The sequence below is a fragment of the Roseovarius sp. TE539 genome, assembly GCF_003298505.1.
In the GTDB taxonomy this organism is placed as follows: domain Bacteria; phylum Pseudomonadota; class Alphaproteobacteria; order Rhodobacterales; family Rhodobacteraceae; genus Roseovarius.
This window is the reverse complement of sequence record NZ_QNGB01000011.1, coordinates 1-23,901: the sequence shown is the minus strand read 5'-3', so window position 1 is coordinate 23,901 and position 23,901 is coordinate 1. Positions and strand designations below refer to the sequence as shown.

General features: G+C 60.0%; 25 protein-coding genes. 20 read left to right on the top strand and 5 right to left on the bottom strand.

Annotated features, from left to right (window positions below; all coding sequences use genetic code 11):
• Nucleotides 1–3: 3 nt before the first annotated feature.
• Nucleotides 4–447, bottom strand: a complete 444-nt coding sequence (locus DQW77_RS08770) for a DMT family transporter (protein ID WP_113257841.1) — start codon at nt 445–447, stop codon at nt 4–6.
• Between the two features lie 117 nt (nt 448–564).
• On the opposite strand from DQW77_RS08770, the gene DQW77_RS08765 reads away from it, so the two are divergent.
• From DQW77_RS08765 to DQW77_RS08750, 4 genes are all read left to right on the top strand, one after another.
• On the top strand, nt 565–1,008 hold the full coding sequence (locus tag DQW77_RS08765) for a c-type cytochrome (protein WP_181711219.1): 444 nt from the start codon (nt 565–567) through the stop codon (nt 1,006–1,008).
• A 43-nt stretch (nt 1,009–1,051) separates the two neighbouring features.
• Entirely contained in the window at nt 1,052–1,471 is a 420-nt protein-coding gene (locus DQW77_RS08760) for a cytochrome c (protein WP_258523803.1), read from the top strand.
• Nucleotides 1,472–1,536: 65 nt separating this feature from the next.
• The gene (locus DQW77_RS08755) at nt 1,537–1,941 is read left to right on the top strand and encodes a DUF4864 domain-containing protein (protein ID WP_113257838.1); all 405 of its coding nucleotides are present in this window, start codon (nt 1,537–1,539) and stop codon (nt 1,939–1,941) included.
• 187 nt (nt 1,942–2,128) lie between these two features.
• A complete protein-coding gene (locus DQW77_RS08750) occupies nt 2,129–4,417 on the top strand; it encodes a right-handed parallel beta-helix repeat-containing protein (RefSeq protein ID WP_113257837.1) in 2,289 nt (762 codons plus the stop codon).
• A gap of 21 nt (nt 4,418–4,438) precedes the next feature.
• On the opposite strand, the gene DQW77_RS08745 is transcribed toward DQW77_RS08750, so the two are convergent.
• Nucleotides 4,439–5,089 (bottom strand): hypothetical protein, encoded by a 651-nt coding sequence (locus DQW77_RS08745; protein ID WP_113257836.1) that lies wholly within the window; start codon nt 5,087–5,089, stop codon nt 4,439–4,441.
• Nucleotides 5,090–5,201: 112 nt separating this feature from the next.
• Between DQW77_RS08745 and DQW77_RS08740 the strand changes: the two genes are divergently transcribed.
• The 3 genes from DQW77_RS08740 (at nt 5,202) to DQW77_RS08730 (ending at nt 6,348) form a co-directional block, all read left to right on the top strand.
• The gene (locus DQW77_RS08740; protein ID WP_113257835.1) at nt 5,202–5,522 is read left to right on the top strand and encodes an antibiotic biosynthesis monooxygenase; all 321 of its coding nucleotides are present in this window, start codon (nt 5,202–5,204) and stop codon (nt 5,520–5,522) included.
• A 97-nt stretch (nt 5,523–5,619) separates the two neighbouring features.
• Complete coding sequence (locus tag DQW77_RS08735) at nt 5,620–6,027, top strand: universal stress protein (RefSeq protein WP_113257834.1); 408 nt, start codon at nt 5,620–5,622, stop codon at nt 6,025–6,027.
• Nucleotides 6,028–6,117: 90 nt separating this feature from the next.
• On the top strand, nt 6,118–6,348 hold the full coding sequence (locus DQW77_RS08730; protein ID WP_113257930.1) for a zf-TFIIB domain-containing protein: 231 nt from the start codon (nt 6,118–6,120) through the stop codon (nt 6,346–6,348).
• 135 nt (nt 6,349–6,483) lie between these two features.
• On the opposite strand, the gene DQW77_RS08725 is transcribed toward DQW77_RS08730, so the two are convergent.
• Nucleotides 6,484–7,278 carry an IclR family transcriptional regulator gene (locus tag DQW77_RS08725; RefSeq protein ID WP_181711218.1) on the bottom strand — a complete coding sequence of 265 codons (795 nt, stop codon included), beginning with the start codon at nt 7,276–7,278 and terminating at the stop codon, nt 6,484–6,486.
• 190 nt (nt 7,279–7,468) lie between these two features.
• Between DQW77_RS08725 and DQW77_RS08720 the strand changes: the two genes are divergently transcribed.
• The 11 genes from DQW77_RS08720 to DQW77_RS08670 all read left to right on the top strand — a co-directional run bounded on the left by DQW77_RS08720 (nt 7,469) and on the right by DQW77_RS08670 (nt 18,881).
• Complete coding sequence (locus tag DQW77_RS08720) at nt 7,469–8,365, top strand: MBL fold metallo-hydrolase (RefSeq protein WP_147094949.1); 897 nt, start codon at nt 7,469–7,471, stop codon at nt 8,363–8,365.
• Nucleotides 8,366–8,384: 19 nt separating this feature from the next.
• Entirely contained in the window at nt 8,385–9,992 is a 1,608-nt protein-coding gene (locus tag DQW77_RS08715) for an FAD-binding oxidoreductase (protein WP_113257831.1), read from the top strand.
• Between the two features lie 36 nt (nt 9,993–10,028).
• Entirely contained in the window at nt 10,029–11,285 is a 1,257-nt protein-coding gene (locus DQW77_RS08710) for an aconitase family protein (RefSeq protein WP_113257830.1), read from the top strand.
• Between the two features lie 7 nt (nt 11,286–11,292).
• Nucleotides 11,293–11,811, top strand: coding sequence for a 3-isopropylmalate dehydratase (locus tag DQW77_RS08705; RefSeq protein ID WP_113257929.1), 519 nt, complete (start codon nt 11,293–11,295; stop codon nt 11,809–11,811).
• Nucleotides 11,808–12,689: an oxaloacetate decarboxylase gene (locus DQW77_RS08700; protein WP_113257829.1), complete on the top strand. Its 882-nt coding sequence runs from the start codon at nt 11,808–11,810 to the stop codon at nt 12,687–12,689. The genes DQW77_RS08705 and DQW77_RS08700 overlap by 4 nt, the downstream gene beginning before the upstream one ends.
• 39 nt (nt 12,690–12,728) lie before the next feature.
• Nucleotides 12,729–13,853 (top strand): ABC transporter substrate-binding protein, encoded by a 1,125-nt coding sequence (locus DQW77_RS08695; protein ID WP_113257928.1) that lies wholly within the window; start codon nt 12,729–12,731, stop codon nt 13,851–13,853.
• 105 nt (nt 13,854–13,958) lie between these two features.
• Complete coding sequence (locus tag DQW77_RS08690) at nt 13,959–14,843, top strand: branched-chain amino acid ABC transporter permease (RefSeq protein ID WP_113257828.1); 885 nt, start codon at nt 13,959–13,961, stop codon at nt 14,841–14,843.
• A complete protein-coding gene (locus DQW77_RS08685) occupies nt 14,840–15,814 on the top strand; it encodes a branched-chain amino acid ABC transporter permease (RefSeq protein WP_113257827.1) in 975 nt (324 codons plus the stop codon). Before DQW77_RS08690 ends, DQW77_RS08685 begins: the two co-directional genes overlap by 4 nt.
• Nucleotides 15,811–16,581 carry an ABC transporter ATP-binding protein gene (locus tag DQW77_RS08680; protein ID WP_113257826.1) on the top strand — a complete coding sequence of 257 codons (771 nt, stop codon included), beginning with the start codon at nt 15,811–15,813 and terminating at the stop codon, nt 16,579–16,581. Before DQW77_RS08685 ends, DQW77_RS08680 begins: the two co-directional genes overlap by 4 nt.
• Nucleotides 16,574–17,281, top strand: a complete 708-nt coding sequence (locus DQW77_RS08675; RefSeq protein ID WP_113257825.1) for an ABC transporter ATP-binding protein — start codon at nt 16,574–16,576, stop codon at nt 17,279–17,281. The genes DQW77_RS08680 and DQW77_RS08675 overlap by 8 nt, the downstream gene beginning before the upstream one ends.
• On the top strand, nt 17,271–18,881 hold the full coding sequence (locus DQW77_RS08670; protein WP_113257824.1) for an alpha/beta hydrolase: 1,611 nt from the start codon (nt 17,271–17,273) through the stop codon (nt 18,879–18,881). Before DQW77_RS08675 ends, DQW77_RS08670 begins: the two co-directional genes overlap by 11 nt.
• Before the next feature lie 38 nt (nt 18,882–18,919).
• Here the strand turns inward: DQW77_RS08670 and DQW77_RS08665 are convergent, their stop codons facing one another.
• On the bottom strand, nt 18,920–19,570 hold the full coding sequence (locus DQW77_RS08665) for a TetR/AcrR family transcriptional regulator (protein ID WP_258523798.1): 651 nt from the start codon (nt 19,568–19,570) through the stop codon (nt 18,920–18,922).
• Between the two features lie 10 nt (nt 19,571–19,580).
• A complete protein-coding gene (locus tag DQW77_RS08660) occupies nt 19,581–21,218 on the bottom strand; it encodes a long-chain fatty acid--CoA ligase (RefSeq protein WP_113257823.1) in 1,638 nt (545 codons plus the stop codon).
• A 570-nt stretch (nt 21,219–21,788) separates the two neighbouring features.
• Here DQW77_RS08660 and DQW77_RS08655 point away from each other — a divergent pair.
• Both DQW77_RS08655 and DQW77_RS08650 read left to right on the top strand, forming a co-directional pair.
• Nucleotides 21,789–23,096, top strand: coding sequence for an NtaA/DmoA family FMN-dependent monooxygenase (locus DQW77_RS08655; protein ID WP_113257822.1), 1,308 nt, complete (start codon nt 21,789–21,791; stop codon nt 23,094–23,096).
• Nucleotides 23,097–23,156: 60 nt separating this feature from the next.
• Nucleotides 23,157–23,777 (top strand): TRAP transporter substrate-binding protein, encoded by a 621-nt coding sequence (locus DQW77_RS08650; RefSeq protein WP_113257821.1) that lies wholly within the window; start codon nt 23,157–23,159, stop codon nt 23,775–23,777.
• Nucleotides 23,778–23,901: the final 124 nt, after the last annotated feature.

Sequence of the window (23,901 nt, the reverse complement as noted above, 5' to 3'; positions counted from 1 at the left end):
GCCTCAGAACTTCTGGGTCAGAAAGACACCCGATGCCATCAAGGCAATGCCGGAGGCCCGGGTCAGCGTCAGGGCAGAATGCCGGGCGCCGAAGAGCGCGAAATGGTCTATTACAGCGGCGCTGACCAGCTGCCCCAGAAGCACGAAGAAAACGGCGTTTCCCACTCCGAACCGCGGGGCGACAAAGGTGATGGACAGAATATAAAAGGCAACCAGGACGCCACCAAGCAGCAAGTGCCGAGGCGCCGCCGTCACGCCGCGAAGGGCGTCCGTCCCCTGCAACGACAAAACGCCCAACGTGCACGCAAGCGCCACGACAAACAGAACCGCCGAAGCCGCCACGGGTGAGCCAAGCCGCGTTCCCAGGGCCGAGTTGAGAGCCGCGAGAACCGGGATGCCGATCCCGGCGGTCAACATGATGAATGCGTAGGCGCTTGAGGGCGGCATCGGGTGTCTCCTTTTCCGGGCTGTTTTTCAGATTGGCATGACCACCGCCGCTGATCCAGATCAATGCACGACACGGGCAAAACCTGTCTGTTCGTGATATTCATGGGGAGGGTGTCAATGCGGTTTGTCACAATGGGTCTGGTTGCTCCGTTGGCGCTTTGCGGGTGTTTGCAATCTTCGGACGCGCCTGCAGGTTCCAGGAACGACGAGATCGCGAAAATGGGCGATGTTTCGGCGGGTCGATCGCTGTACGAAAGACATTGCCTTGCGTGTCATGGAAAGGCCGGGCGCGGGGAGGGCCCGGTTTCGAAGGCCCTGGATGTACCGCCCGCGGACCTGACGGCGCTGTCGGTTGTCAACGACGGAAGGTTTCCGCAAGAAGAGGTCATGGCGCAGGTCTACGGCTATCCCGGGCGGCACCACGTTCAGGCCATGCCTTCCTTCGGGCAGCTCCTTGACGGGCCCATGGTGCCTTGGAAGGACTCGCGCGGTCGCACGGTCATGACGCCGGCTGCCTTGCTGGACCTGGTCGGCTATATCGAGGCAATCCAGGAGGATTGAGCGTGACATCTCATCAAGTAACGGGAACGTGGAGGATCGCATGATGAAGACAATCTTGCTTGCGGCAGCATGCGCGGCTATGGCACTGGGAACCTGGGGTGCGGCACAGGATCTGCGGGCAGGGCAGGAAACCTACACGCGTTATTGCGCGGCCTGTCATGGTGGCAATGCGCAAGGCAACGGGCCGATGGTTGCGGTCCTGCTGGTTCAGCCGACCGATTTGTCTGCCCTCAGCGCCAGGAATGATGGTGTTTTTCCACTCGACAGGGTGGTGAAACGGATAGACGGCCGTGATCCGCTGGTCTCTCACGGCAGCGAGATGCCGGTTTACGGAAATTTCTTCGAGGGGCGGGAAGTGGAATTGAAAACGGACGATGGCCGGCGCGTGCTGGCCAGCCAGGCGGTTGCAGACCTCGTGGCCTATCTGAAGTCCATGCAGGCACATGAAGAAACCGGCGAATAACGGCCGGCCGCAGGTCGTTGACTGACCGCTGCTATCTCCTAGTTTCCCTACGAAGGAGATTGATCATGAAACGGCCCTTATACGTAATTGCCGCCCTGGTTTGCCTGGGTTTCCCAGCGGGCGCGGACGAGACTTCGATCGAGTCGGTCATTCAGCGTCAGCTTGATGCCTTTCTGCAAGACGATTTTTCGACTGCATTCACCTATGCCAGTCCTTCCATAAAATCCCTGTTCGGCACGCCCGAGCGCTTCGGCGCGATGGTGCGCAACGGCTATCCGATGGTGTGGCGCCACGCGGAGGTCAGGTTTCTGGACAGCGAAACCCGCGATGGACGAGTGTGGCAGAATGTCATGATCCGTGGCGCCGACGAAGCGTTGCACATACTCGAATATCATATGGTCAAGGGAGATGGCGGGGAATGGAAGATAAACGCCGTCCGCTTCCGTGAAGCGCCCTCCGGCGCTGTCTGATGGCGGCCGGCTCTTTTGACGTCTCGGCGCTTTCCTCGTGCTTTGATGCCTTGCCGGGCAGCGTGACGTTGCCATGATTTTCCGTTAATCATCGCCGGTTAATCCCTTTTCGCCGGCAATCGACCGGCGGGCGCAACTGGTGACACCCGGTATGCCGGTCGGCGTCCGGGTGCGGAAAGGGTTTTTCATGAACAAGTCAATAACCGGCGGCATCGTTTTCATGCCGCCTCCCTTCACTGATGGTCTCGATGTTTGGTCAAGCGGGGACGGGACGGCAGGGTCCGACACGTATGAGGGAGCCCTGAATGCAGGGCTGATTGCCGCCGACCAGGACTTCGGCGGCGCATTGGAGCTGCAGAAAACCGAAAATGTGCAGAAACTTCGCTTCATGGGGCAAACGCCCATTCTGCCCGGCTGTTTCCTGCGTGTGACGGCCAGGGTCAAGGCGATCAGTGGTGATCTGCCAACTGTCCGTATTGCCGGCTGGGCCGGAGGCGCTGGCGGTGATCATGTTGCCGGCCTGACGGAAACCGGACCGGAAACGACCCTGCAGAGCTACGGCGAGGTGGTGGAAGTTTCCGCGATCGTCGGTGTCGGACAGCGCACGGGTGTGGACATGGTTTGGGGGCCGGATCCCGTATACGGGCATTTCGGCCTCGACCTGACAGGCCCGGTTGGGGGGATCATCAGGGTCGACGACCTGGTGATCGAGGATGCAACCCGGGTGTTCCTGCGCGGCCTCATGGATTGGGTGGATGTCCGGGATTACGGCGCGATCGGTGACGGTTCTGCGGACAACACGGCCGCATTCGAAGCCGCGGATGCGGCGGCTGCCGGCCGCGATGTTCTGGTGCCGGATGGCACATACTTTCTGGCGGACAATGTGACGATGCAGTCGTTTGTCCGGTTCGACGGCACGGTGACGATGCCGGACGAGAAGATCCTGGCACTGACGCGAAATTTCGATCTGCCGGGATATAGCGAGGCGTTCGGTAACGACGAACTTGCCTTTCGCAAGGCATTTCAGGCGCTCCTGAATAATGCCGGGCACGAGTCACTCGATCTGGGCGGACGTCTGATCGCCGTCACCGGCCCAATAGACATGGCCGCGGCCGTGGCCAACAAGACCACGTATTCGCAACGGCGGCAGATCAAGAACGGGCAGCTTTCGGCCGTGGGCAACGGTGATTGGCAGACCGAGGTAATGTCGTCGCAGGCGACATATTCGGCCTCCGACAGCCTGAAACTCACGAATGTGACCGACGTTGCGAACGTGCCGGTTGGGGCGGTCGTGGAGGGCAATGGCGTGGGGCGTGAAGTATATGTCAGCGCCAAGAACGTCGCGGCGCAGGAAGTGACCCTCAGTCAGCAGCTCTTCGATGCGGAGGGAACACAAGTCTTCACATTCCGGCGGTTCAAGTACCTGCTGGATTTCTCCGGTTTCGAGAAACTCAGCAAATTCGCCATCGACAGCGTCGAGTTTCAGTGTTCGGGGGATTGCAGCGGTATCCTGCTTGCCCAGACGGGATCGAGTTTCCAACTGCGCGACAGTTTCATCACCCGCCCCAAGGATCGCGGCATTTCCAGCCATGCGAAAGGGGACCAGGGCATGATAATCGACCGATGCCAGTTCCTTTCCGACGAGTCGGCCGACACGTCCACGGAGCGGGTCTCGATCGGGCTCAATGCCAATGCGAACGATGTGAAGCTTCGCGACAACCGCGTGGTCCGGTTCCGGCATTTCGCGGTTCTTGCCGGTTCCAGCTCGATCATATCGGGCAATCATGTCTTTCAGGGCGACAGTACGAACGATGCGGGCCGTACGGCCGGGCTTGTCATGACGCGGACAAACTCCCGGGGGACGATCACCGGGAACTATATAGACAACTGCTTCATCGAATGGGGCAATGAACACGACAGCGCGCCCGGATTTTCCTCGGAATTCTCCTTCAGCGGGATGAACATCACCGACAATGTCTTCCTCGCCGGCAATGTGGCACGGTGGTTCACATTTCTGGTGGTCAAGCCGCATGGTACCGGACATTTCCTCAATGGGATGAACGTTACAGGAAATTCGTTCCGGATCATCGGCGTTGCTGATCGCGTCGAAACCGTGGACACAAGTTTCTCCGATCTGGACTATAACCGTTTCTCGAACGTGAACTTCGCTGACAACATGTTCTCCAATGTCGTCGAACCCGTTTCCAGCCCGCTTGTGCTTGAGCATGAAGAGGCCTCCGAGGCTGAAACATGGCTTGTCGAACCCGCGCCGATGCTTCCGTTCCGGGCATGGGCGCAGACGGTTTCGGCCGTTGTCCCGGCCGGTCCGCTGACCGATGCTGCCGGGCAGGTACGGTATCTTGCGCCATATTACCAGGCCAAGCAGGGCCCCGACAGCAACCAGATCAAGCTGCAATGGGCAGAACCCGTGAAGGGCACTGTCACGGTGACTGTAAGAATAGACGACGCGTTCTGATATCCATGCCTCCCGGCAGGTTCAGAATTCCAGCCAGGAGCCCAACTTGATGCCGAAATCGGCTGCATCCTTCAGCCCGGCCGTTATACCGAATTCGATATGTCGGCCGGGGGCAAACTCACGTATCATGGACGGGGCCAATCGCAGGAACGTGTCATCGAACGCGGATGTGCCACCTTGCAACTGCAGGACAACCTTTGTTTTCTCGGTTGCGGACAGGCCCAGCGTCACGTCGCCCGAGGCGTTCGCGGCCCCGCCGTCTACAAACACTTCGCCGCGCGTGTCGATCGCGAACCAGCCATTGCGACCGAAAATCTTCAATCCATGCCCCAGGGACATGCCAGGGCGTACGACCCCATCTCCGTCCAGTCGTCCCGCGCCGAGTTCGAGCGCGAATTTCAGCGATCGGTCGGCCGGGAGAAGCGGCACCCTCAGGAACCCGATAATCTTTTCGGTTGCATCCTCGTCACTGCCGAGGTCAAGCCCCACGGTCACGGTGTCTGACAATCCGTATTCGCCATAGACAGTTGCATACCCGGTGACCGACTGCCCGGTTTCCGGGGTCTCCGCGAATCCCGCCACCGCAAGGAATGTCCGCCCCTTCTCGCGCGGCCATGGTCCGGCAAGGGCCTGCCCGGCAAGCAACACCATCATGATCGTGGTTCGCAGCATGATACCTCCGCCGGCAGTATGTCTTCACCTTGGTAAACCGGAGGTTAACGGCACCGCGGATTTACCCCGGTCCCGGCAAGCTGCTAGTCTCAAGGTTACAGGAGGATCGAAGATGCTGAATATAAGCCGATCAGAAAGTTTGCAGACCGTGATAACCACTTTCGAGATGACACCGGGAACATGCCAGGATCTTCTTGATGAACTGACCGCGGCATATGACGAGTTCATTTCCAGGCAGCCCGGCTTCATTGCGGCGGGGTTGCACGTGAACGATGCACAAACCCGGATCGCGAATTATTCCCAATGGCAAAGCCGCGAGGATTTCATGGCGATGCTGCGGAGCGACGAGATGCGCCGCCGCAACCGCAAGATAAACGATCTGTGCAAGAGCTTCGAACCCGTCATGTATGATGTCGCCGCCACCTTCGGTTGAAGCGGCTTTGACGGGAAATCCTGCATTCCTGATCTGAATCAAGGCTTCAGGACGGCGGGCAAGGGAGCATCAGGCAGCTTGAAAAGGAGTTTTACGGATGTACAAGAACATCCTCGTTCCGATTTCCTTCGACAATGACCGCGACGCAGCTGGCGCGATAAGCGTTGCACGAACGCTTGGTGGCGACACGGCGAAAGTGACGCTCCTGCACGTGATGGAGCAGATCCCGGTATACGCGATTTCCTACATGCCTCAGGATTATCTTGTGGAAAGCCGTCAGGCGATCCAGGCGGAGCTGGATGACATGGCAGCGACATTGCCCAACGGTTCGGGCCTCGTGGTTGATGGGCATTCGGGCCGGACGATCCTTGACTGGGCGAAGGCAAATGGCGTCGACTGCATCGTTATGGCCAGTCACAGGCCCGGGATGCAGGACCTTTTGTTGGGGTCCACGGCGGCTCAGGTGGTCCGGCATGCAACCTGTGCCGTTCATATTCTCAGATGAGAACCACGCCATAAATTTGGACCGTTCACTTGCTGATGGGGTGGCGCAGCACCATCTGACATTTGTGCAACATAACCGAAGGAGTGGATGATGCAGTGTCCGATCGACGGCAGCGAACTTGTGATGACGGAGCGTACAGGCGTGGAAATTGACTATTGCCCCAAGTGCAGGGGTGTATGGCTTGATCGCGGCGAATTGGACAAGATCATCGAGCGTTCCGGCCAGAATGCGCCCGAGCCGCGCGAGCGACAGGCCGAATACGATGATCGTCCGCGCAAGAAAAAGCGCGGCGGCTTTCTGGACGAACTCTTCGATTTCTGATCCGTCCGACTCAGGCAGCTTTGACCGGTGCGCGCATCGAGTGCGCGACCGCGATGCATCCGGGCGATGAATTTTCAATGGCAGCCTACCCTGACGGAATGGCGGTTCCCGCGTTGCCGGGAATGCGCATTCCCGTCAGTTCAGGTTGTCAATGCCGAGTGCCCGCTGAACACGGCGCGCAGCTTCGAGCATGGCATCGAGATGCATGGGCTTGTCGTTTCCGACCATTTGCGGAGTGAGTCCGGCCATTGAGAGCCCGCAAATGATCGAGCCGTCGGCATCGAGCACCGGCACTGCGATGGCCGAAAGTCCCTGTGCGACATCGTCAACAGCAAATTCCCAACCGCGTTCGCGTATCCCGTCAAGGGCCTTGCGAAACTCCGTCTTGTCGGTGATCACGTTCTCGTTCACCGCACGCAGGGGGTGTTCGTCAAGGATGGCTTCGATCTCTTCCGGCGGTTGATGGGCAAGCAGAACCTTGGGGGCACCGCCGCTGTTGAATGGAAGGACGCCGCCGACCGGCCACCAATGTACTTCCATACCTTTCATGTCATGGATCCGGTCGAGGCAGAGGGCAGAACGCTCATGCATGACCGAAAGGAACATGGTGACATGCAGTTCCCTTGCAAGTTCGTTCAGGATCGGAACGGCGACCGACCGCACGTGGAAATGCTCGATCACGTTCGAAGCCAGAACCTGAACCATGTGACCCAGCCCATACCGGTGGGTGGATCTGTCCTGAACGATGAATCCGCAATTGATGAGCGTCACCAGAATGCGCCGTGTCGTTCCTTTGTCGAGGCCAGTGGACTCGGATATTTCCGACAATAATTGCAATGGCTTGTTGTTGAAGGATTTCAGTATCGACGTGGCGCGGACAACCGCTCTCACGTTCAGAGCGGACGTGTCGTTCGTTTTATGTTCGGTCAACTTCGTCGTCCTCATCAGGGTCTCGGGATCATCACGCATTACCCACGCCAGGCCAATCAAAATGTTGTTCCGGCACGGGGTATGCGTATCATATATTTCATCAGATGAAATCTATTTTGTCTGTTGACACACCGGAAGACTGCTGATCTTTATATCGGACGAGAGCATTCACGTTCTGGGGGAGGGAGCGGTGGCTGTGTGGCAGGTCGGAACAGCGACGATTGAGCGGATCGAGGAGTTTTCCTCTCCCGGGTTCCCGCCGGCTGTTCAGTTTCCCGACTATACGCCCGGCATCTTCGAGCGGCATCCTGAATTGGCCGGAATGGATCGTATCGATCCGCAGACCGGCAATACCTTCGCGTCGATCCACAGCTGGTTGCTGCGATTTGGCGGTGAAACGATCCTGATCGACACGGCAACAGGAAACGGCAAGGTACGGACCGATCCGAAATTCACCCGGTTTCATATGATTGAAACCGATTTTCTGGGCCGTCTGGCCGCGGCTGGCGTCAAGCCGGAAGATGTCAGCTACGTGATCAATACGCACATGCATGTTGATCACTCGGGCTGGAACACGATGCTGGTTGACGGTGACTGGGTGCCGACCTTTCCGAATGCGCGATATGTTTTCGGTGAGGCGGAATACCGCAACTGGCAGGCCGGCGGTGTCACGGCACTGGCACAGCCCGAGGGGCTGCCGGTCATTGCCGACAGTATTGAACCCGTGGTTTCGGCGGGGCGTGTCACATGGGTTTCCGACGGCGATGTCCTGATTCCGGGCCTGAGCTTTCATGCCATGCCCGGCCATACAAGCGGGCAACTTGCGGTTCGCCTTTGTTCAAATGACCAGACCGCATGGTTCTCGGGCGATGTCTTGCACCGGGCGATGCAGGTGTTCGAGCCACGCCTGAACTGCTTTCTTTGCGAGGACAACGAACTGGCCCCGCTCACGCGTACCGGTTTCCTTGAAACCTGCGCGCATGATCGCGCGTTGATCTTTCCGGCGCATTTCGATCGCCCGCATGCGGGCCGGATAGGGCGCCGCTCTGACGGTGGCTATCGGTTCGAGCCGGTCGAGCCTGCCTGACAAACAAGGAATGTCATTGATGAATGAACAGGTCGATATCCAGGACAAGCATGAAACGGTCGTGCGGGCGCTTTCGGAACTGCTTGGAGAGAACGCGTGCTTCGATGCGGAAACGAGAGAGTATTTCGCCAATGATGTATTCTGGCAGCCCGGAATTCGCCCCCTCGGCGTGGTGTTTCCGCAAACGTCCGAGGAAGCGGCCGAAGCCGTACGCGTGGCGGCCGGCAACGGTATCGCGGTCGTTCCGCGCGGTGGCGGCATGTCCTACACGAAAGGTTACCTGCCGGCCGTGGAGGCGGCGATCGTGTTCGATGCGCGCGGACTCAGCCGGGTGCTGGAGGTCAATCCGGACGATCAGTATGTTACCGTGGAAGCGGGCTGCACATGGGCTGAACTGAACACGGCCCTTGAAGGCACCGGGCTCCGTACCGGCTACTGGGGGCCTCTTTCGGGGCTTAACGCCACGATCGGTGGGGCCATGTCACAGAACAGCGCCTTTTTCGGCTCGGCGCTGAATGCAACGGTTGCCGAGTCGGTTATCGGGGTCACGGTGATCCTTGCGAATGGAAGTACCGTGACGACCGGGGCAGGGGGACGCGCGGGCACGAAACCGTTCACGCGCGAAGGCGGACCGGACATGACCGGCCTTTTTCTTGGCGATAACGGCGCTTTGGGGCTCAAGGTTTCCGCGACATTGCGCCTGTGGCCGCAGCCGCGGGAGACCGGGTATCTTTCCTATGGCTTCCGGACCCTGGCCGACATGGCCGGTGCGCAGGTTGCGATGGCGCGGGAACGGCTGATTTCCGAGGGTTTCGGCATCGACAAGACCAAGGCGTCACATTCGGCCAGCGTCAACCGCATCTCGGACGGCCTCAAGACACTGGGGAACGTCGCCCGGACGGGCAAGACGATGATGGGCGGGCTGAAGGATGCGGCATCGGTTGCGGCGGGCGGAACATCGTTCCTGAAAAAGCACGAATATTCGCTTCACCTGGTTCTGGAGGCGCGTAGCCAGCAAGAACTGGACGTTTCCATGACTCGCGCGCGAGAGATATGCGCGACCGCCGGCACGGAACTGGAGGCGTCGGTGCCGCGCGTGATGCGGTCCAAGCCCTTCGGGCCGGTGCGCGGCATGCTTGGCCTCAATGGTGAGAGATGGGTTCCCATTCATGCGGTTTTCCCGCTCGGGGACTGGAAAAAGGTCGTGGACGCGAATGAGGCGTTCTTTGCCGAATGGCAGCCGTTCATGGAAAGGCACGGCATCGTCTATTCGGTGATGTGTTTGACCGTCGGGATGGAGTTCTTCATCGAACCGGCTTTTTATTGGGAAGACGAGATCACGCCACTGCACGCCAAGAGCGTTGGTGAAGATGTGGTGAAACCCTGGATGAATCGCCCCGCGAACGAGGAAGCAAGGAACGCGGTTGCCAAGCTCAGGGATGCGACACAGGACCTTTACATCGGCCTGGGTGGTGTGAATTGGCAGGTTGCGCGTGATTATCCGTTCATTTCGGTTCTTGATGGCGCCACCCGCGACCTGCTGACGGGCATCAAGCATTCCGTTGATCCGCACGGTCTGATGAATCCCGGTTCCCTCGGGCTGGCCGCTCCGGATCACTCAGGCTGACAGACCGCAACAAGCAGTGAAACTGGGAGAGAGATTTTGGGGTACACGATAACGGAAAAGATACTTGCACGCGCTGCCGGTCAGGAGTCGGTCAGGGCCGGCGACGAGATCATGGCCAAACCCGATTTCGTCCTCGCTTACGATTTTCCCGGCTACACGGATGTCTACTTCAAGCAGATGAAGGAGGAGTTCGGGATCGAGAAGGTGGCCGAGCCCGAACGCTTCGGTATCTTCATCGACCATATGGTGCCAGTCGCCTCCCCCAAGGAGGAAGAACTGCACAAGGGCACTCGTGCATGGTGCGCCGAGAACGATGTACCGCTTTACGAAAGAAAGGGCATCGGGCATCAGGTTGCCGCCGAGGTCGGGTACGCCACGCCGGGCGCCTTCGTGGTGCATTTCGATGGTCATATCAGCCAGCTGGGCACTTTCGGCACCCTTGCCATCGGTTTGCGGCGCAATGTCCTCGAGGCTTTCGTGAGGGAGAAGGTTTCGATCAAGGTGCCCGAGACGGTGCGCGTCAACCTGCATGGGAATCTGAAACCCGGCGTCATGGCCCGCGACGTGTTTCACCATATCGTGAGGGTTCTCGGGCCTTCTTCCTGCCGGTTTCAGGTTCTGGAAATCGGTGGCGATGGTCTTGAGGATCTCAGCATCGAGGGGATCCAGTCGATAACTTGCCTGGCGATGTTCACCGGTGCGCTGACCGCGATCGTGAATCCTGCCAATGAGCGCCTGGAATACGCACGTTCCAGGGCCAGAAAGGAGCTTGAGCCGGTCTCCAGCGACCCTGATGCCACATACTCCGCTGTCCACGACATCGCGCTTGACGATCTCGAACCCCTTGTTGTCATTCCGCCGACTCCAGCGAATTCTCGCAACCTGTCCGAGTATGTCGGGCTTGATGTCCATTCCGGATATCTTGGCTCCTGCGCATCCGGGCGGCTTGAGGATATCGAGGTTGCTGCGCGCATCCTCGAGGGCCGGCAGGTCAAGAGCGGCTTCATGCTGCATGTCATCCCGACCAGTCACGAGATCATGGCCGAGGCGGGACGGCGCGGATACTTGTCCACACTGGCCGAGGCGGGCGCTTATCTTTCCACGTCCAGTTGTGATTTTTGTTATGGCCGCATTGCCACGATGACAGAAGGCCAGCGGGCGGTGTCCACCGGAACCCTGAACGTGAAGGGGCGGATGGGAAGCCCGGATTCGGAAATCTATCTCTGCAACGCCGCGACCGTGGCCGCATCAGCCATTGAAGGCTGTATCGCGGACCCCCGTGCTTATCTGTGAGGCGATCATGGCACTGAAGAACTTGCGTGGCCGCGTCGCGTTCATCTTCGAGGACGATGATTTCGACGTTGATCAGATCGTTGGTGTCAAGAACATCAAGATTCAGGATCTCGACGAACTCGCCGGTCTGGCGATGACGACATACGACCCCGAGTTCGGGTCCAAGGTCCAGCCGGGTGACCTGATTGTCGGCGGACACAATTTCGGGTTCGGCCACCCTCACTATCCGCCGATGAAGGCGTTGCGCCACCTCGGGATCACGGGTGTCGTGGCCGAATCGTTTTCCCCGGGCTACTGGCGCGGCGAGATTTCGATGGGGTTTCCGCAGATCAGCTGTCCGGGCATTCGCGCCTTCGTGGACCGCTGGGACGAGATCGAGGTCGACTGGGAGGCGGGCATCGTCCGCAATATCTCCAGAGGAACTGACATTGCCTTTGAGCCGCTGGCGCTGGCCGACCGGGCGATGCTCGAGGCTGGCGGCCTGCTGGAATACCTGAAGGCCAACACCGAGGAGAACACTCAATGAACGTGGGGCATGCAAAGACAGATGCGCAGACGGATTTTGCCCAGCGGGTCAGGGCGCAGAAGACCGTCTGGTCGGCCGGGGCCTATGATGCCTGTTCCGCCCGGATGATCGAGCAGGCCGGTTTCGATGCGGTCATGATGTCGGGTTTCGGCGTGTCCGCATCTCATCTGGGTGCCCCCGATGCCGAGCTCTACACGATGACCGAGAACCTCGCGGTGGTGCGCAACGCGGTTAATTCAGTGAACGTTCCGCTGGTGGCTGACATAGACACCGGATACGGCAACGCCATCAACGTGATGCGGACGGTTCGCGAATTCGAAGCGGCCGGTGCCGGCGCCGTGATTATCGAGGATCAGTTGGCCCCGAAGCGGTGCCCTATCTGTGTGGGTGGCGTGGAGGTGATCGACAAGGAGGAGGCCGCAGGCAAGATCTCGGCCGCCGCGCATGTCAGGAAAAACCCTGACATGCTGATCATCGCGAGGACGGATGCAACCGATCCGCAAGAGGCCATTGACCGCGGCAAGGCTTATGTCGCGGCCGGTGCCGATGTCATTCAGCCGATTTCCAAATGCTTCGATTCGATCGACGGCCTAAGGGCGATGCGCGAGGGCTGTGGCGTGCCGCTTTCGCTGCAAATGCTGGGGTGGCTGGAAAAGGAACTGTCGCCGGAGGACGTGGCGGGGGTCGCCGGGATGGCGACATTCGCGCTGGTGCCCCTGATGACCGCGGTTCAGGCCCTTCAGGAGAACCTGGCCGTCCTTGCCCGCACCCGGAGTTCGCGGGAACTGCCGCGCCCCGTCACCTCGCACAACGATTTCCTTGAATTCATCGGCTTTCCCGAAATCGAGGAGTTGCAGATGAAGTATCTGAATACCTAACCCAAGACCCAACCAATCATGAAAAACGGGAGGAAAATCATGAGACTGAGATCAGGAATAGCAGCGGCGTCAATGGCGTTGATCGCGGCTGGCACATCTTTGGCCGTCGCGCAGGAGGACAATGTGCGCGTCGCCGCGATTGCGCCGCTTTCGGGGCCGGGTGCCTTTGACGGTCAGCTTGCCATCGAGGGCATGGAAGCCATGGTCGAAATCGTCAACGAGGGCGGTGGCGTCCTCGACGGGCGGATGATCGAGCTGGTCATCTACGATGACAAGGGCAATCCCGAGGAAGGCGTGAGCGCCGCCAAGAGGGCAATCGAGAACGATGATGTAGACCTGCTGGTCGGGGGCTGGTTTTCATCGGTCGCGCTGACCATGAAAGAGGTGACGCGGGATCGCATGCTCAATATCATGACCTCCACGCAGCACCCGAACACGACCAAGGAAGGTCACGATCTTCTGTTCCGCCTGAATGCGACATCGACGATGATGTCCGATACCTATTCGGATTTCATCTGTGACAGGATGGATATCGACAGCATCGCCTTCATCACCATCAATGACGACTATGGCAGGCTCGAAGCGGAGAATTACGAGAAGCTGCTTGGCGAATGCGGTATCGATTTCCTCGGCAACGAGTTCTACAACAAGGACGACGCCGATTTCATGACCGTTCTGACCAAGCTCAGGGCCATGAACCCCGATGCGATCTACGTGTCGGCGATCAATACCGCTCAGGGCGCGACGATCTATCGTCAGATCCGGCAGGTCGGATACCAGGGCACGACCATCGCTTCGGCCGGCAACATGAACCCCAAGCTGGTGGAATTGTCCGGTCCGGCGCTGGAGGGCGTTTATTCGGTATCCCTGTTCGCGCCCGACAGTGACGACCCCGAGTTGAAGGCCTGGGTCGAGCAATACAATGAAATGTTCGACAACGAGCCGTCCTTCATCGGATCGCTGGGGGCACAGGCCGTGGAAATACTGGCTCAGGCCATCGACAAGTCCGGTGCCGTCCGCGATTACGATAAGATCGCCGAAACGATCCGCGCCAACGAATGGAACACCCTGCTGGGCGACATAACCTTTGACGAGATCGGCCAGGCGCAACAGAACATCTACCTGATCCAGATCAACGATGGAAAAATCGAGACCGTGAACTGATCAGGCTGTCTTGAGAAAAGAGGGCAGGTCCGGGCGTGATCCGGACCTGTCGCCGCGCCACCCCGCGATACATACCAATCCCGAACAAAGAGAGCCGACAAGCGCATGGATATCGAGACGATCCTCCTGATTCAGCAGATCATGAACGGTCTGGTCAACGGCATGACCTACGTGCTCATTGCGACCGGTCTGACGCTGGTTTTCGGTGTTCTTCACATCATCAACTTCGCACATGGCGAGTTCTACATGCTGGGGGCGTTCTTCACCTTCTTCGCATCGAAGCTACTTGGCCTCGACTATGTGACCGCGGGTATCCTGGCCACGGTTGCGGTGGCTTCGCTGGGTATTGTGGCCAACCGGTTCTTCTTCTGGCCGCTGAGACGCGAACACGAATTCACCCTGCTGCTGTCGAGCCTCGGCCTCGCGCTTCTGCTGACAAACGGTGGCGAGTTGATCTTCGGCGCAGATCCGAAATACATCTCCAGCCCCTTTGCCGATGGCATTGTCGCAATGGGACCGATGATCCTGACACAGCAGCGCATTCTCATCTTCGGGGTCGGCGCGTTGATGCTTCTGCTGCTCTATTTCTTCATCCAGAAAACGACGATGGGCAAGATGATGCGCGCCACCGCGCAGGATGCGGAAGGGGCAGCCCTGACCGGCGTGGACATCCGACGCGTCTACACCGTCACATTCGTTCTGGCCTGCGGCCTCGCGGCGCTGGCCGGGGCCCTGGTGGGGCCGACCGCCATGATCTACCCCACCGTGGGAAGCTGGGCCGTTCTCAAGGGGTTCATCGTCGTGGTCCTGGGGGGTTTGGGCAGTATCGTGGGGGCCCTTATCGGGGGGCTTACCCTGGGTGTGGTCGAAGCCCTTGTCGGCGGATACATTTCACTGGGCTTTGCGCAAGCGGTCGGGTTCGCGATCATCATCGTGGTGCTTCTGTGGCGGCCGAACGGTCTGTTCGGGGTTGCACGGAGGGCAGGATGACAATGTCTCGATTTACCGTTCCCGCACTGATCGTCGTAGCGGTGGTTCTGCCTCTGGCGACAGGCAATACCTACCTGCATCACCTGCTGGTGCTGTGGATGCTGTTTTCGCTGCTGGCCCTCAGCCTGAACATCATCATCGGCTATATCGGTGAACTGAGCTTCGGTCATGCGGCGTTCTTCGGGATCGGCGCGTACACCACTGCGATTCTGGGGATGCATTTTGGCCTTCCCGGTATCTTCGGGCTGTTCGTTGCCGCGGCAATGGCGGGCCTTTTCGGTCTGGTGATCGGCTATGCCTCTCTGAGAATCGAGGGTCCGCAGTTCGCGATCCTCACACTCGGTTTCGGGTCGATCATATACACCACGACGAATTACTGGGTGGATGTCACGCGCGGGCCCATGGGGATCTCGAATATCGCTCCCCTTGGTGTTGGCGGATTCTTCGAATTCACCACGGCGATCGAATATTACTATCTCGCGCTTTTTCTGGTGGCGGGCTTCGGGTATTGCTGTCACGCCCTGATGCAGAGCCGTACAGGCCGTTCCTTCATTGCGGTCCGCGAGAACGCGTCGCTTGCCGCGTCTCTGGGTATCAATGTTTTCCGAACCAAGCTTCTGGCCTTCGTGGTCGCGACCGCGGTTGCCGGTGTGGCGGGCGCCATCTTTGCCCCCTACCTGACGGTGGTCACTCCGGAAGTGATGAGCCTGCACTACATGGTGGCGATCATCATCATGGTCATCGTGGGCGGGCGCGGCACCATCGCGGGGCCTATTCTGGGCGCTCTGATCTATGTTGGCATCCTTGAACTCCTGCGCGCCACGGGTCCGCTGAGGATGGTGATCTTTGCCGGGCTGATGACATTGTCGGTCATCTACCTTCCCGGTGGGCTGATCAGCATTCTGAAGCGAAAGATCCACATCGGAGGCGGGGTGACAGACCAGCCACCGAAACCGGAGGCCAAGCAATGACGTCCCTTTCCGTCAACACCCTGACCAAGAAGTTCGGTGGCCTGACCGCCGTGTCGGACGTGGATTTCGAAATCGGTCCGGGCGAAATCCTCGGGATTATCGGCCCCAACGGTGCCGGCAAGACGACACTCTTCAACATGCTTGCCGGGTCGATGGAACCGACATCGGGAACCGTGTATTTCCGGGGTGAGAACATTACCGGATTGCGAGCCGACGAGGTTGCCCGCCGCGGAGTCGCGCGGACCTTCCAGATCACCAGCCTTTTCCCGTCGCTGTCGGCGCTCGACAACGTGCGTTCGGCCACATACCGGACCAAGCGGACAGGCTGGATCGCGTCCATGTTTCGCACCGCAGCCTACCGCGCGGAAGAAGACGAGGTGAACAGAGATGCGATGGACGCTCTGGACTTCTGCGAACTGGCGCATCACGCGCACTACAATGCGCAGGAGTTGTCTTACGGGGAGCAGCGCCGCCTTGAAATCGCGATCGCCCTCGCGTCCAAGCCGGCCCTCTTGCTGCTGGACGAGCCGGCGGCCGGCATGAACCCCGAAGAGGGCCAGCGACTTGTCGGGATGATACGCAACATTCGCGATCGGGGTACATCCGTGCTCTTGGTGGAGCATCACATGCGCGTCGTCATGGGTGTTTGCGACCGGGTGGTTGTGCTCGACCACGGTGTCAAGATTGCGGAGGGCGCCCCGACCGAAGTGGCCAACGATCCCGAGGTGATCCGCGTTTATCTTGGACGGGAGGCGGTCAGTGCTTGAGATCCGTAAAATCAATGTGAAATACGGTCAGCGCGAGGTCATTCACGACCTCTCTCTCGAGGTTCCGGCCGGTGGGGTGGTCACGCTGATCGGGTCCAACGGTGCCGGCAAGACGACCGTCCTCAAGACGGTGTCCGGCCTTCTGCGTCCGACATCGGGGTCGATCCTCTTCGAGGGCCGTCCGATCGAGAAGGCAGAGCCGCATGCCATCATCGAGGCGGGCGTGGTCCACATTCCCGAAGGCCGCCTGTTGTTCAAGGACATGAGCGTGGCCGAGCACATCGAGCTGGGCACAATAAGAGCCCACGCCGGCGGACGCACCCGCGAGCAGCGTCTGGAATGGGTCCATGAATTGTTTCCGATCCTGTGGGAACGGCGCCAGCAGAAAGCCGGAACGCTATCCGGTGGTCAGCAACAGATGCTGGCGATCGCACGCGGCATCATGGCGAACCCGAAGTGCCTGATGCTGGACGAACCGTCGCTTGGCCTGGCCCCGATCCTTGTCGATCAGCTTGCCGATGCAATACGCAGTCTCAATGAAAACGGTATCACGATCCTGCTTGTCGAGCAGCGCGTGGATCTGGCGTTGCGGCTGGCCGACCGTGGTTACGTCATCGAGACCGGCCGGGTCGTGCTTGAAGACAAGGCCTCGGCCCTGCTTGAGAATCCGCGCGTCAAGGAGGCCTATCTTGGAGCATGATAATACCGGCCCGGCCCCGCGGCCGCATTATGTCACCATCCGCGGGGGACAGATCAGATTGTGGATTTCCGGTGAGGGTGCAAACCTGATTGTCCTTCCCGGGCTGGTCAGATCCGCGGAGTCGGTGGCTCGCCGGTTTGCACGAAGCAACCCGGGCTGGCGTGTCATTGCCGTGGAGTTGCCGGGCATAGGCTATTCGACGGCTCCGCCCGGGGAGGATACGCAAGCTGTCGCCGGACGGATTGCGGAAGCGCTGGATTGGCTTGGTGAGGAATCTTGCGTCCTCGTGGCCCTTGATCTCGCCTGCCCGATCGCTGAAATTCTTGCCGCGCGGGGGCATTTGCGGATCGCGCGTGTCGTGACACTCGGACGCGAAACCGCCTGCCGCTGGAAGACGGCCGGTATCTCGCCACCCGACCTCAGCCCGCGTCAGGACGGCACACATCTTTTCGCACTCTGGTCTTTTCTCCGCGACAGGCATCTTCTTGTACCGGACGATCCGGGGCTGCCCCTTGACAACGGGGAGCCGGTGCCATCGGTCGACATGCTTGCGGACACATTCGTTTGCGCGGCGCAGGACCCATCTGGATATTCGGCGGCGTGGCGCTACTGCATCACCGCATTGCAACCCGCGGCATCGGTTGCGACGCCTGACCTGGCCGGTGACGCCGATCTTGATCTGAGCGAGGTGCGGCTGCAGGAGGGCAGGGCCGCGCCGCCGCCCACGGATCCCGTGCCGGACGGTGCGATCTGGCACGACTATGTTGAAACCGCAAATGGAAGGCTCCATCTGCGGCGGGCAGGTGCGAATGGCGATCCCCTTCTTGTCATTCCGACCGGCGGTGGATCCTCCGCGCAGTTCGCGCCGGTGATCAGCGGGCTTTCCGGAGGGCGCAGCGTGTTCGCGGTGGATTATCCCGGAAATGGCCTGTCCGCCCCCCCGGAGGGCGAGGTTTCCATACATTCGCTGGCCAATGACCTGATCGCCCTGCTTGACGCGATGGGGATTGAACGCACGGATATATGGGGGTCGCATACCGGCTCACTCGTGGCCCTCGAGATGGCGGTGGTCGCGCCTGAAAGAGTGCGCCGGATCGTGATGGAAGGGCCGGTCTTTATTGATCCCGGTTTTCAGGATGACATCCTTGCCAACTACTTCCTGGATTTCACACCTGACAAATGGGGCCGTCACCTGCTGTCCGTCTGGAACTGGCGTCGCGACATGTTCATGTACTGGCCCTGGTACCGCGTCGAAAGAACAGCTGCCCGCCATCTGGGTGTTCCCGATGCCGACCAACTTCATTTGTATGCGCTTGGCATCCTGGAGAGTGGCGGAACATACGACCTGGCATACCGATCGGCGTTTTCCTACGACACGGGGGCACGTTTTGCGAAATTGACCCGGCCGGCCCTGGTCTGCGCCGGGCCGAATGATCAGCTCAAGAACGGCGTGGCCGAGGCGCGGCGGTTGGGTCCATCCGAACTGGTCACGGCCAAGGAGACCGCCACGACGGTCTGGTGGCCCGACCCGGATCCCGATGAGGCGCGCGAAACTCTCGCGGTGTATGACAGCTATTTACGCCAAGCGGTCAGGGACTGACAGGTCATCGCGCGGCCCCGGATGTCAAACGAAAGCCCTCAAGCGGTATATGGTCGGCAAGCCACCCCATCGACCACCGTGAAGGCGAGTTTCCGGGCGATCATCTGTCGATCGGCTTGTGTCTCGTGGCTGCGGGGGCGATACCAATCCGTCAGCCCGTTGAGAGCGGCAAGGATCGCACGACCTGAAATCGCAACGTCCGGCGCGCCAAGGGTTCCGTCAAGCTCACCGTCGCGCAGCGTCTTTCGAAACCGTTCCTCGTATCGGTCACGCATGCCCACAAGTTCGGCCAGAACCCGGCGCTCGGCCTCGGTCGTCGCCCCGGTCAGATAAATCTCGACCCCTTGCTTGATGCTGCGCTGATATGGAAGATGCTCCATCATCACCATCGCGTGGGCTTCGGCCATGCGAAGCAGCTTTTCCCTTGCCGGAAGGCTTAGACCGATGATCGGATCCACCGCGTCAAAGCAGAACTGCATGGCTTGACGATAGACGGCAAAGAAGATTTCGTTCTTGGCGCGGAACCGATGATAGACCCGGCCCTTCGTTGCGTTCAGCTCGTGGGCGATGTCGTCGATCGTTGTCTTGTCGAACCCCTTGTGCATGAAGCATCTTGCGGCGGCCTCGACAATTTCCGCCCGGCCGGAGTCACGTTTTGCCGGGGGACCGACGGGGTGTGCGTTCGTCACGGCACGGCCCTCATGAAGTCCCCGGCCGGTCGCCGGGGGGCCTTGCAAGCTGCTCCCTGAGGGCGAGTTTGGAAATTTTGCCGGTTGCCGTCATCGGAAGCTCGTCCATGAACAGCACCTTGTCGGGCAGTTGCCACTTGGCCATCATGTTCGAAAGGTGGTCAATGACGTCTTCCGCCTTCAGGCCGGGCCCGGGGGCGCGGACGACCGCGAGCAGGGGGCGCTCGCCCCACGTCTCGTCTGGTATGGCGATGGCGGCGGCCTGCCTGACGCCCGGGCAGGTGCAGGCAGCGTTTTCGAGGTCGATCGAGGAGATCCATTCTCCCCCGGACTTGATCAAATCCTTGGTCCGGTCCACCAGCGTGAGGTCGCCCTGCCGGGAAATCCGGGCAACGTCACCGGTTCGGAACCAGCCGTGTTGATCGAATGTCCGGTCTCTTTCTTCGGTGCCCCTGAAATAATCCGCGATGACGGTGTTGCCGCGCACCAGAAGTTCGCCGGCCTCGCTTTCGTCGCTTTTCATCTCGGTGCCGTCCTCGCCGACGATTTTCATCTCCACGCCAAAGAGGCGCTGACCCTGTTTCAGTTTATCGGAAACGGGCACGGTGAACGGCTGATCCCGATTGACCCTTGTTGCCGTTCCCACCGGGCTCATTTCCGTCATTCCCCACCCGTGAACCACCTCGATGCCGAAGTCATCCTCGAGGGTCCGGATCTGGGCCTCGCTGACGGCGGATCCTCCGATCAGCAGGGAATGCAGCTTGGCAGGCTTGCGATGCCGGGTCTTCATTTCCTCAATCAGGCCTGTCCAGATCGTGGGGACGCCCCAGGCAATTGTTGCGGCCTGTTCGTCCATCAGATCGAACAGGCTTGGCCCATCCAGCCGGGGGCCGGGCATGATCAGGCTCGATCCCGAAAGGGGGGCGGAAAAGGGCAGGCCCCATGCATTGACATGAAAGAGCGGCACCGCAGGCAGGATACGCTGCTCGACCCCGAAGGATTTGGGAACCCCGAGGATTATCGACATCGCATGCATCAGGGTCGAACGGTGAGAATACAATGCTCCCTTCGGATTGCCCGTTGTCCCGGATGTGTAACAGAGTCCGGATGCGGTGGTTTCCGGCAGATCCGGCCAATCGAAGTCTGCGGGCTGGCCGGCCACCAATGTCTCATAACTTTCCGTGCCGTCGGGAAGACCGGAAGGAAGACCGGCCTCGTCGCAAAGGGCAATCAGCCTGATACCGGCCGGCAGGCGCGGCTTGAGTTGCAAGACGAGGTCCGCAAGGTCCGTATCGAAGAAAAGGACGCTGTCCTCGGCGTGGTTGGCGATCCATGCGATCTGGTCGATGAACAGGCGCGGGTTGATCGTGTGGCAGATCGCCCCGATGCCGGAGATCGCATAATAAAGTTCGAGATGCCGATGGCTGTTCCAAGCGAGGGTGGCAACCCTGTCTCCTGGGGTCACTCCGATTTCGCAAAGCGCATTGGCAAGGCGCAGCACGCGTTGCCGGGTGTCGTGATAACTTTGGACGTTTACCTGCCCGCCCGGGTCCGCCGACACCACCGTCGAGGCGCCATGAACCTCGGCCGCGTAATCCAGTATGGACGGGATCGACAGGGGGCGTTTCATCATGAGACCCTGAAGCATGCATTCCCTCCCAAGTTCGTGGCGTCACTGCCGAAGATACAGGCGCATCAAAATGATACTACCCGGTATGATGCAAAAAGGTGAACATACGATCAGGTGACCTGTCAAGAAACCTCGCGGCCTTCTTTGCCCCGGAAAAACAGATGAAATCCTGCGCTGAAGGCCCTTTCAGCCAGGCACACGGGGCGGTCCTTTGGGATGTCGACAGGCACGCCCAAACCGGGCGGGGCGGCAAGCCAGGGAGAATTCCGGATGGAGCCCTGCGACCGGACAGGCACTGAAACAGGTTCTCCGCGCGCAGAACGCCCGTCGAAGAAATTCGCGGAAAACGGCAGCGGCGCCGGACTCGGAACACTAGACATCCATTATGTGCACTGAAATACTAGATGTACTTTAGTTGGGAATCGCCCTTGTCGTGGAAGAATGGATGCCATTCGACGCCAAGCAAGTGACGCGACAGGAGCAAGGTGGGAGGATCTGAATTGCCCGAGTGTTTGGCGCCGACAAGACATGCATTTGCACGCCCCGGAGTTATCTGTCGTGCGGCTTCTTCCGCAAAGGTGGGGTCAAATGTCTAGAATGCATCTCGTTCACATGTTCTTTCACTCGCCGATCACCCACACGGCCCTCAGCTGGGCCAGCGAGGATGACGACCACTTGGCCGGGATGAGCGATTTCGCCTATTGGCAGGAGCTCGCGCGGACGCTGGAACGGGGGCGCTTCGATGCAGCCTTCTTTGCCGACACTCCGGCCGCCTCCGATCAATACAAGGGCGGGCCGGAAACGCCTCTGAAATACGGGGTGGTCTGGCCGACACACGATCCCATGCCGTTGGCGGCGGTGATGACCGCGGCAACCGAGCATTTGGGTGTCGGCGTGACCCTGTCGGTAACCGGAAACCCGCCCTACCTGGCCTATCGCCGGCTTTCGACGCTCGACTACCTGAGCGGCGGCCGCATCGGCTGGAATGTGGTCACCGGACACATGCAGGCCGAGCACAGGGCCGTTGGGCAGCACCTTGTCGACCACTCCGAACGTTACGATCTCGCCGATGAGTTCATGGAGGTTTGCTACAAACTCTGGGACAGCTTCGGCGACGGCGCCCTGCCGATGGACAAGGCTGCCGGAATTCTGGCCGACCCGGACAGGATCGAGAAAGTTCACCACGAGGGCAAGTATTTCCGCTGTGACGCCGTCTCGCCGACATTGCCGTCTCCGCAGGGCCGGCCGGTCATATTCCAGGCGGGCTCATCAGGTCGGGGAATGGAGTTCGCGGTCAAGCACGCCGAGGCGATCTTCGCAATCCAGCCGCACCTCAAGGCGATGACATCGTTCCGTGAGCGGTTCGACGCGGCCGCGGCAGAGGCCGGCAAGGATCCGATCGGAATTCTTTTCGGTTTGCAATATGTACTCGGCAGTACGGAAGACGAAGCCCGCCGCCGGCTTGAGGCTTTGCGGGAACGCGTGCCGCTCGACGCCGGCCTGAGCCGGCTTTCCGCCCCGCTCGGTATTGATTGCAGCACGCTCGATCCGGATCAACCGCTCGAAGAAGTGCCGACGCAAGCCTCGCAGGGGATGGCCCAGGCGATGAGTCAGATAGGAAGCGATACGGGCAGGAAAATCACCGTGCGGGAGGCCGCGATACAGATGGGTCTTTCCGGTGGACTGCCGCAGGTGGTCGGCTCTCCCGAGCAGGTTGCCGATCAGATCGAACATTACTGGCGTGAAAGCGGCGCATTCGGGTTCAATCTGAGCGCGCCGACCAAGCCGGGCATGATCGAGGAGTTCGTCGATCACGTGGTGCCGATCCTGCAGGAGCGCGACCTTGTGCGGCGGGAATATTCGGGAGACACACTGCGCGAAAACATCAACCTCTGAACGACCGGGCGCGCCGCCCGGAAATTCTTGATAGCAAACGGCGCAACACAGGGAGGAAAAATGAAAAATCTACACTTGATGGCCGCCGGGGCCGCTCTGCTGGTGCAGGTTTCCGCGGCGAATGCAGCGGATTACAACTGGCGTTATGTCGGCGTGATCAACTCCGCCCATGACTACGCCAAGATCATGATCGAAGGGTTCGAAAGGGTCGAGGAACGAACCGACGGAGCGCTCAGTATTGAATACGTCTCTTACGGCGAGACGCCATACAAGGCGACGGATTCCCTGACCCTGGTTCGCGACGGTCTGGTCGAGATGACCGAGTGGATACCGGCCTACAATGCCTCCACCTATCCGTTACTGGCAGGCCCGGAGCTTCCCTTCGTGATGCCCGAACTCAGCGATGCGGCCGGTTTCCAGGAATCGAAGATCAAGGCCTGGAGCACGCCCACGATCAGCGATTACAAGCAGAGCATCATCGACGATCACGGCGCGGTCAGCCTGTCCACCCAGTTCTATGACCCGATCAACATCTGGTTCACCGACGTGGTGACGGACATCGAGGGCATGAAGGGCAAGAAAGTCCGGGCCTTCTCCCCAGTGCAGGCCGATTTCCTGAACGCTGCCGGGGCGTCGCCTGTGAACATCGCCGCGGCGGAAGCCTATACCGGGCTCCAGTGACCTGCCCCATTTTTCAGGGCCACTCGCAAGTCGAGTCTGTTCCTCATTTGTTTGCCATCATTCGGCGGCGTGAGCAATGGGCGCAGGCGCGGAGCCATCAACTCGCTCAAGCGGCTGCGCCCAT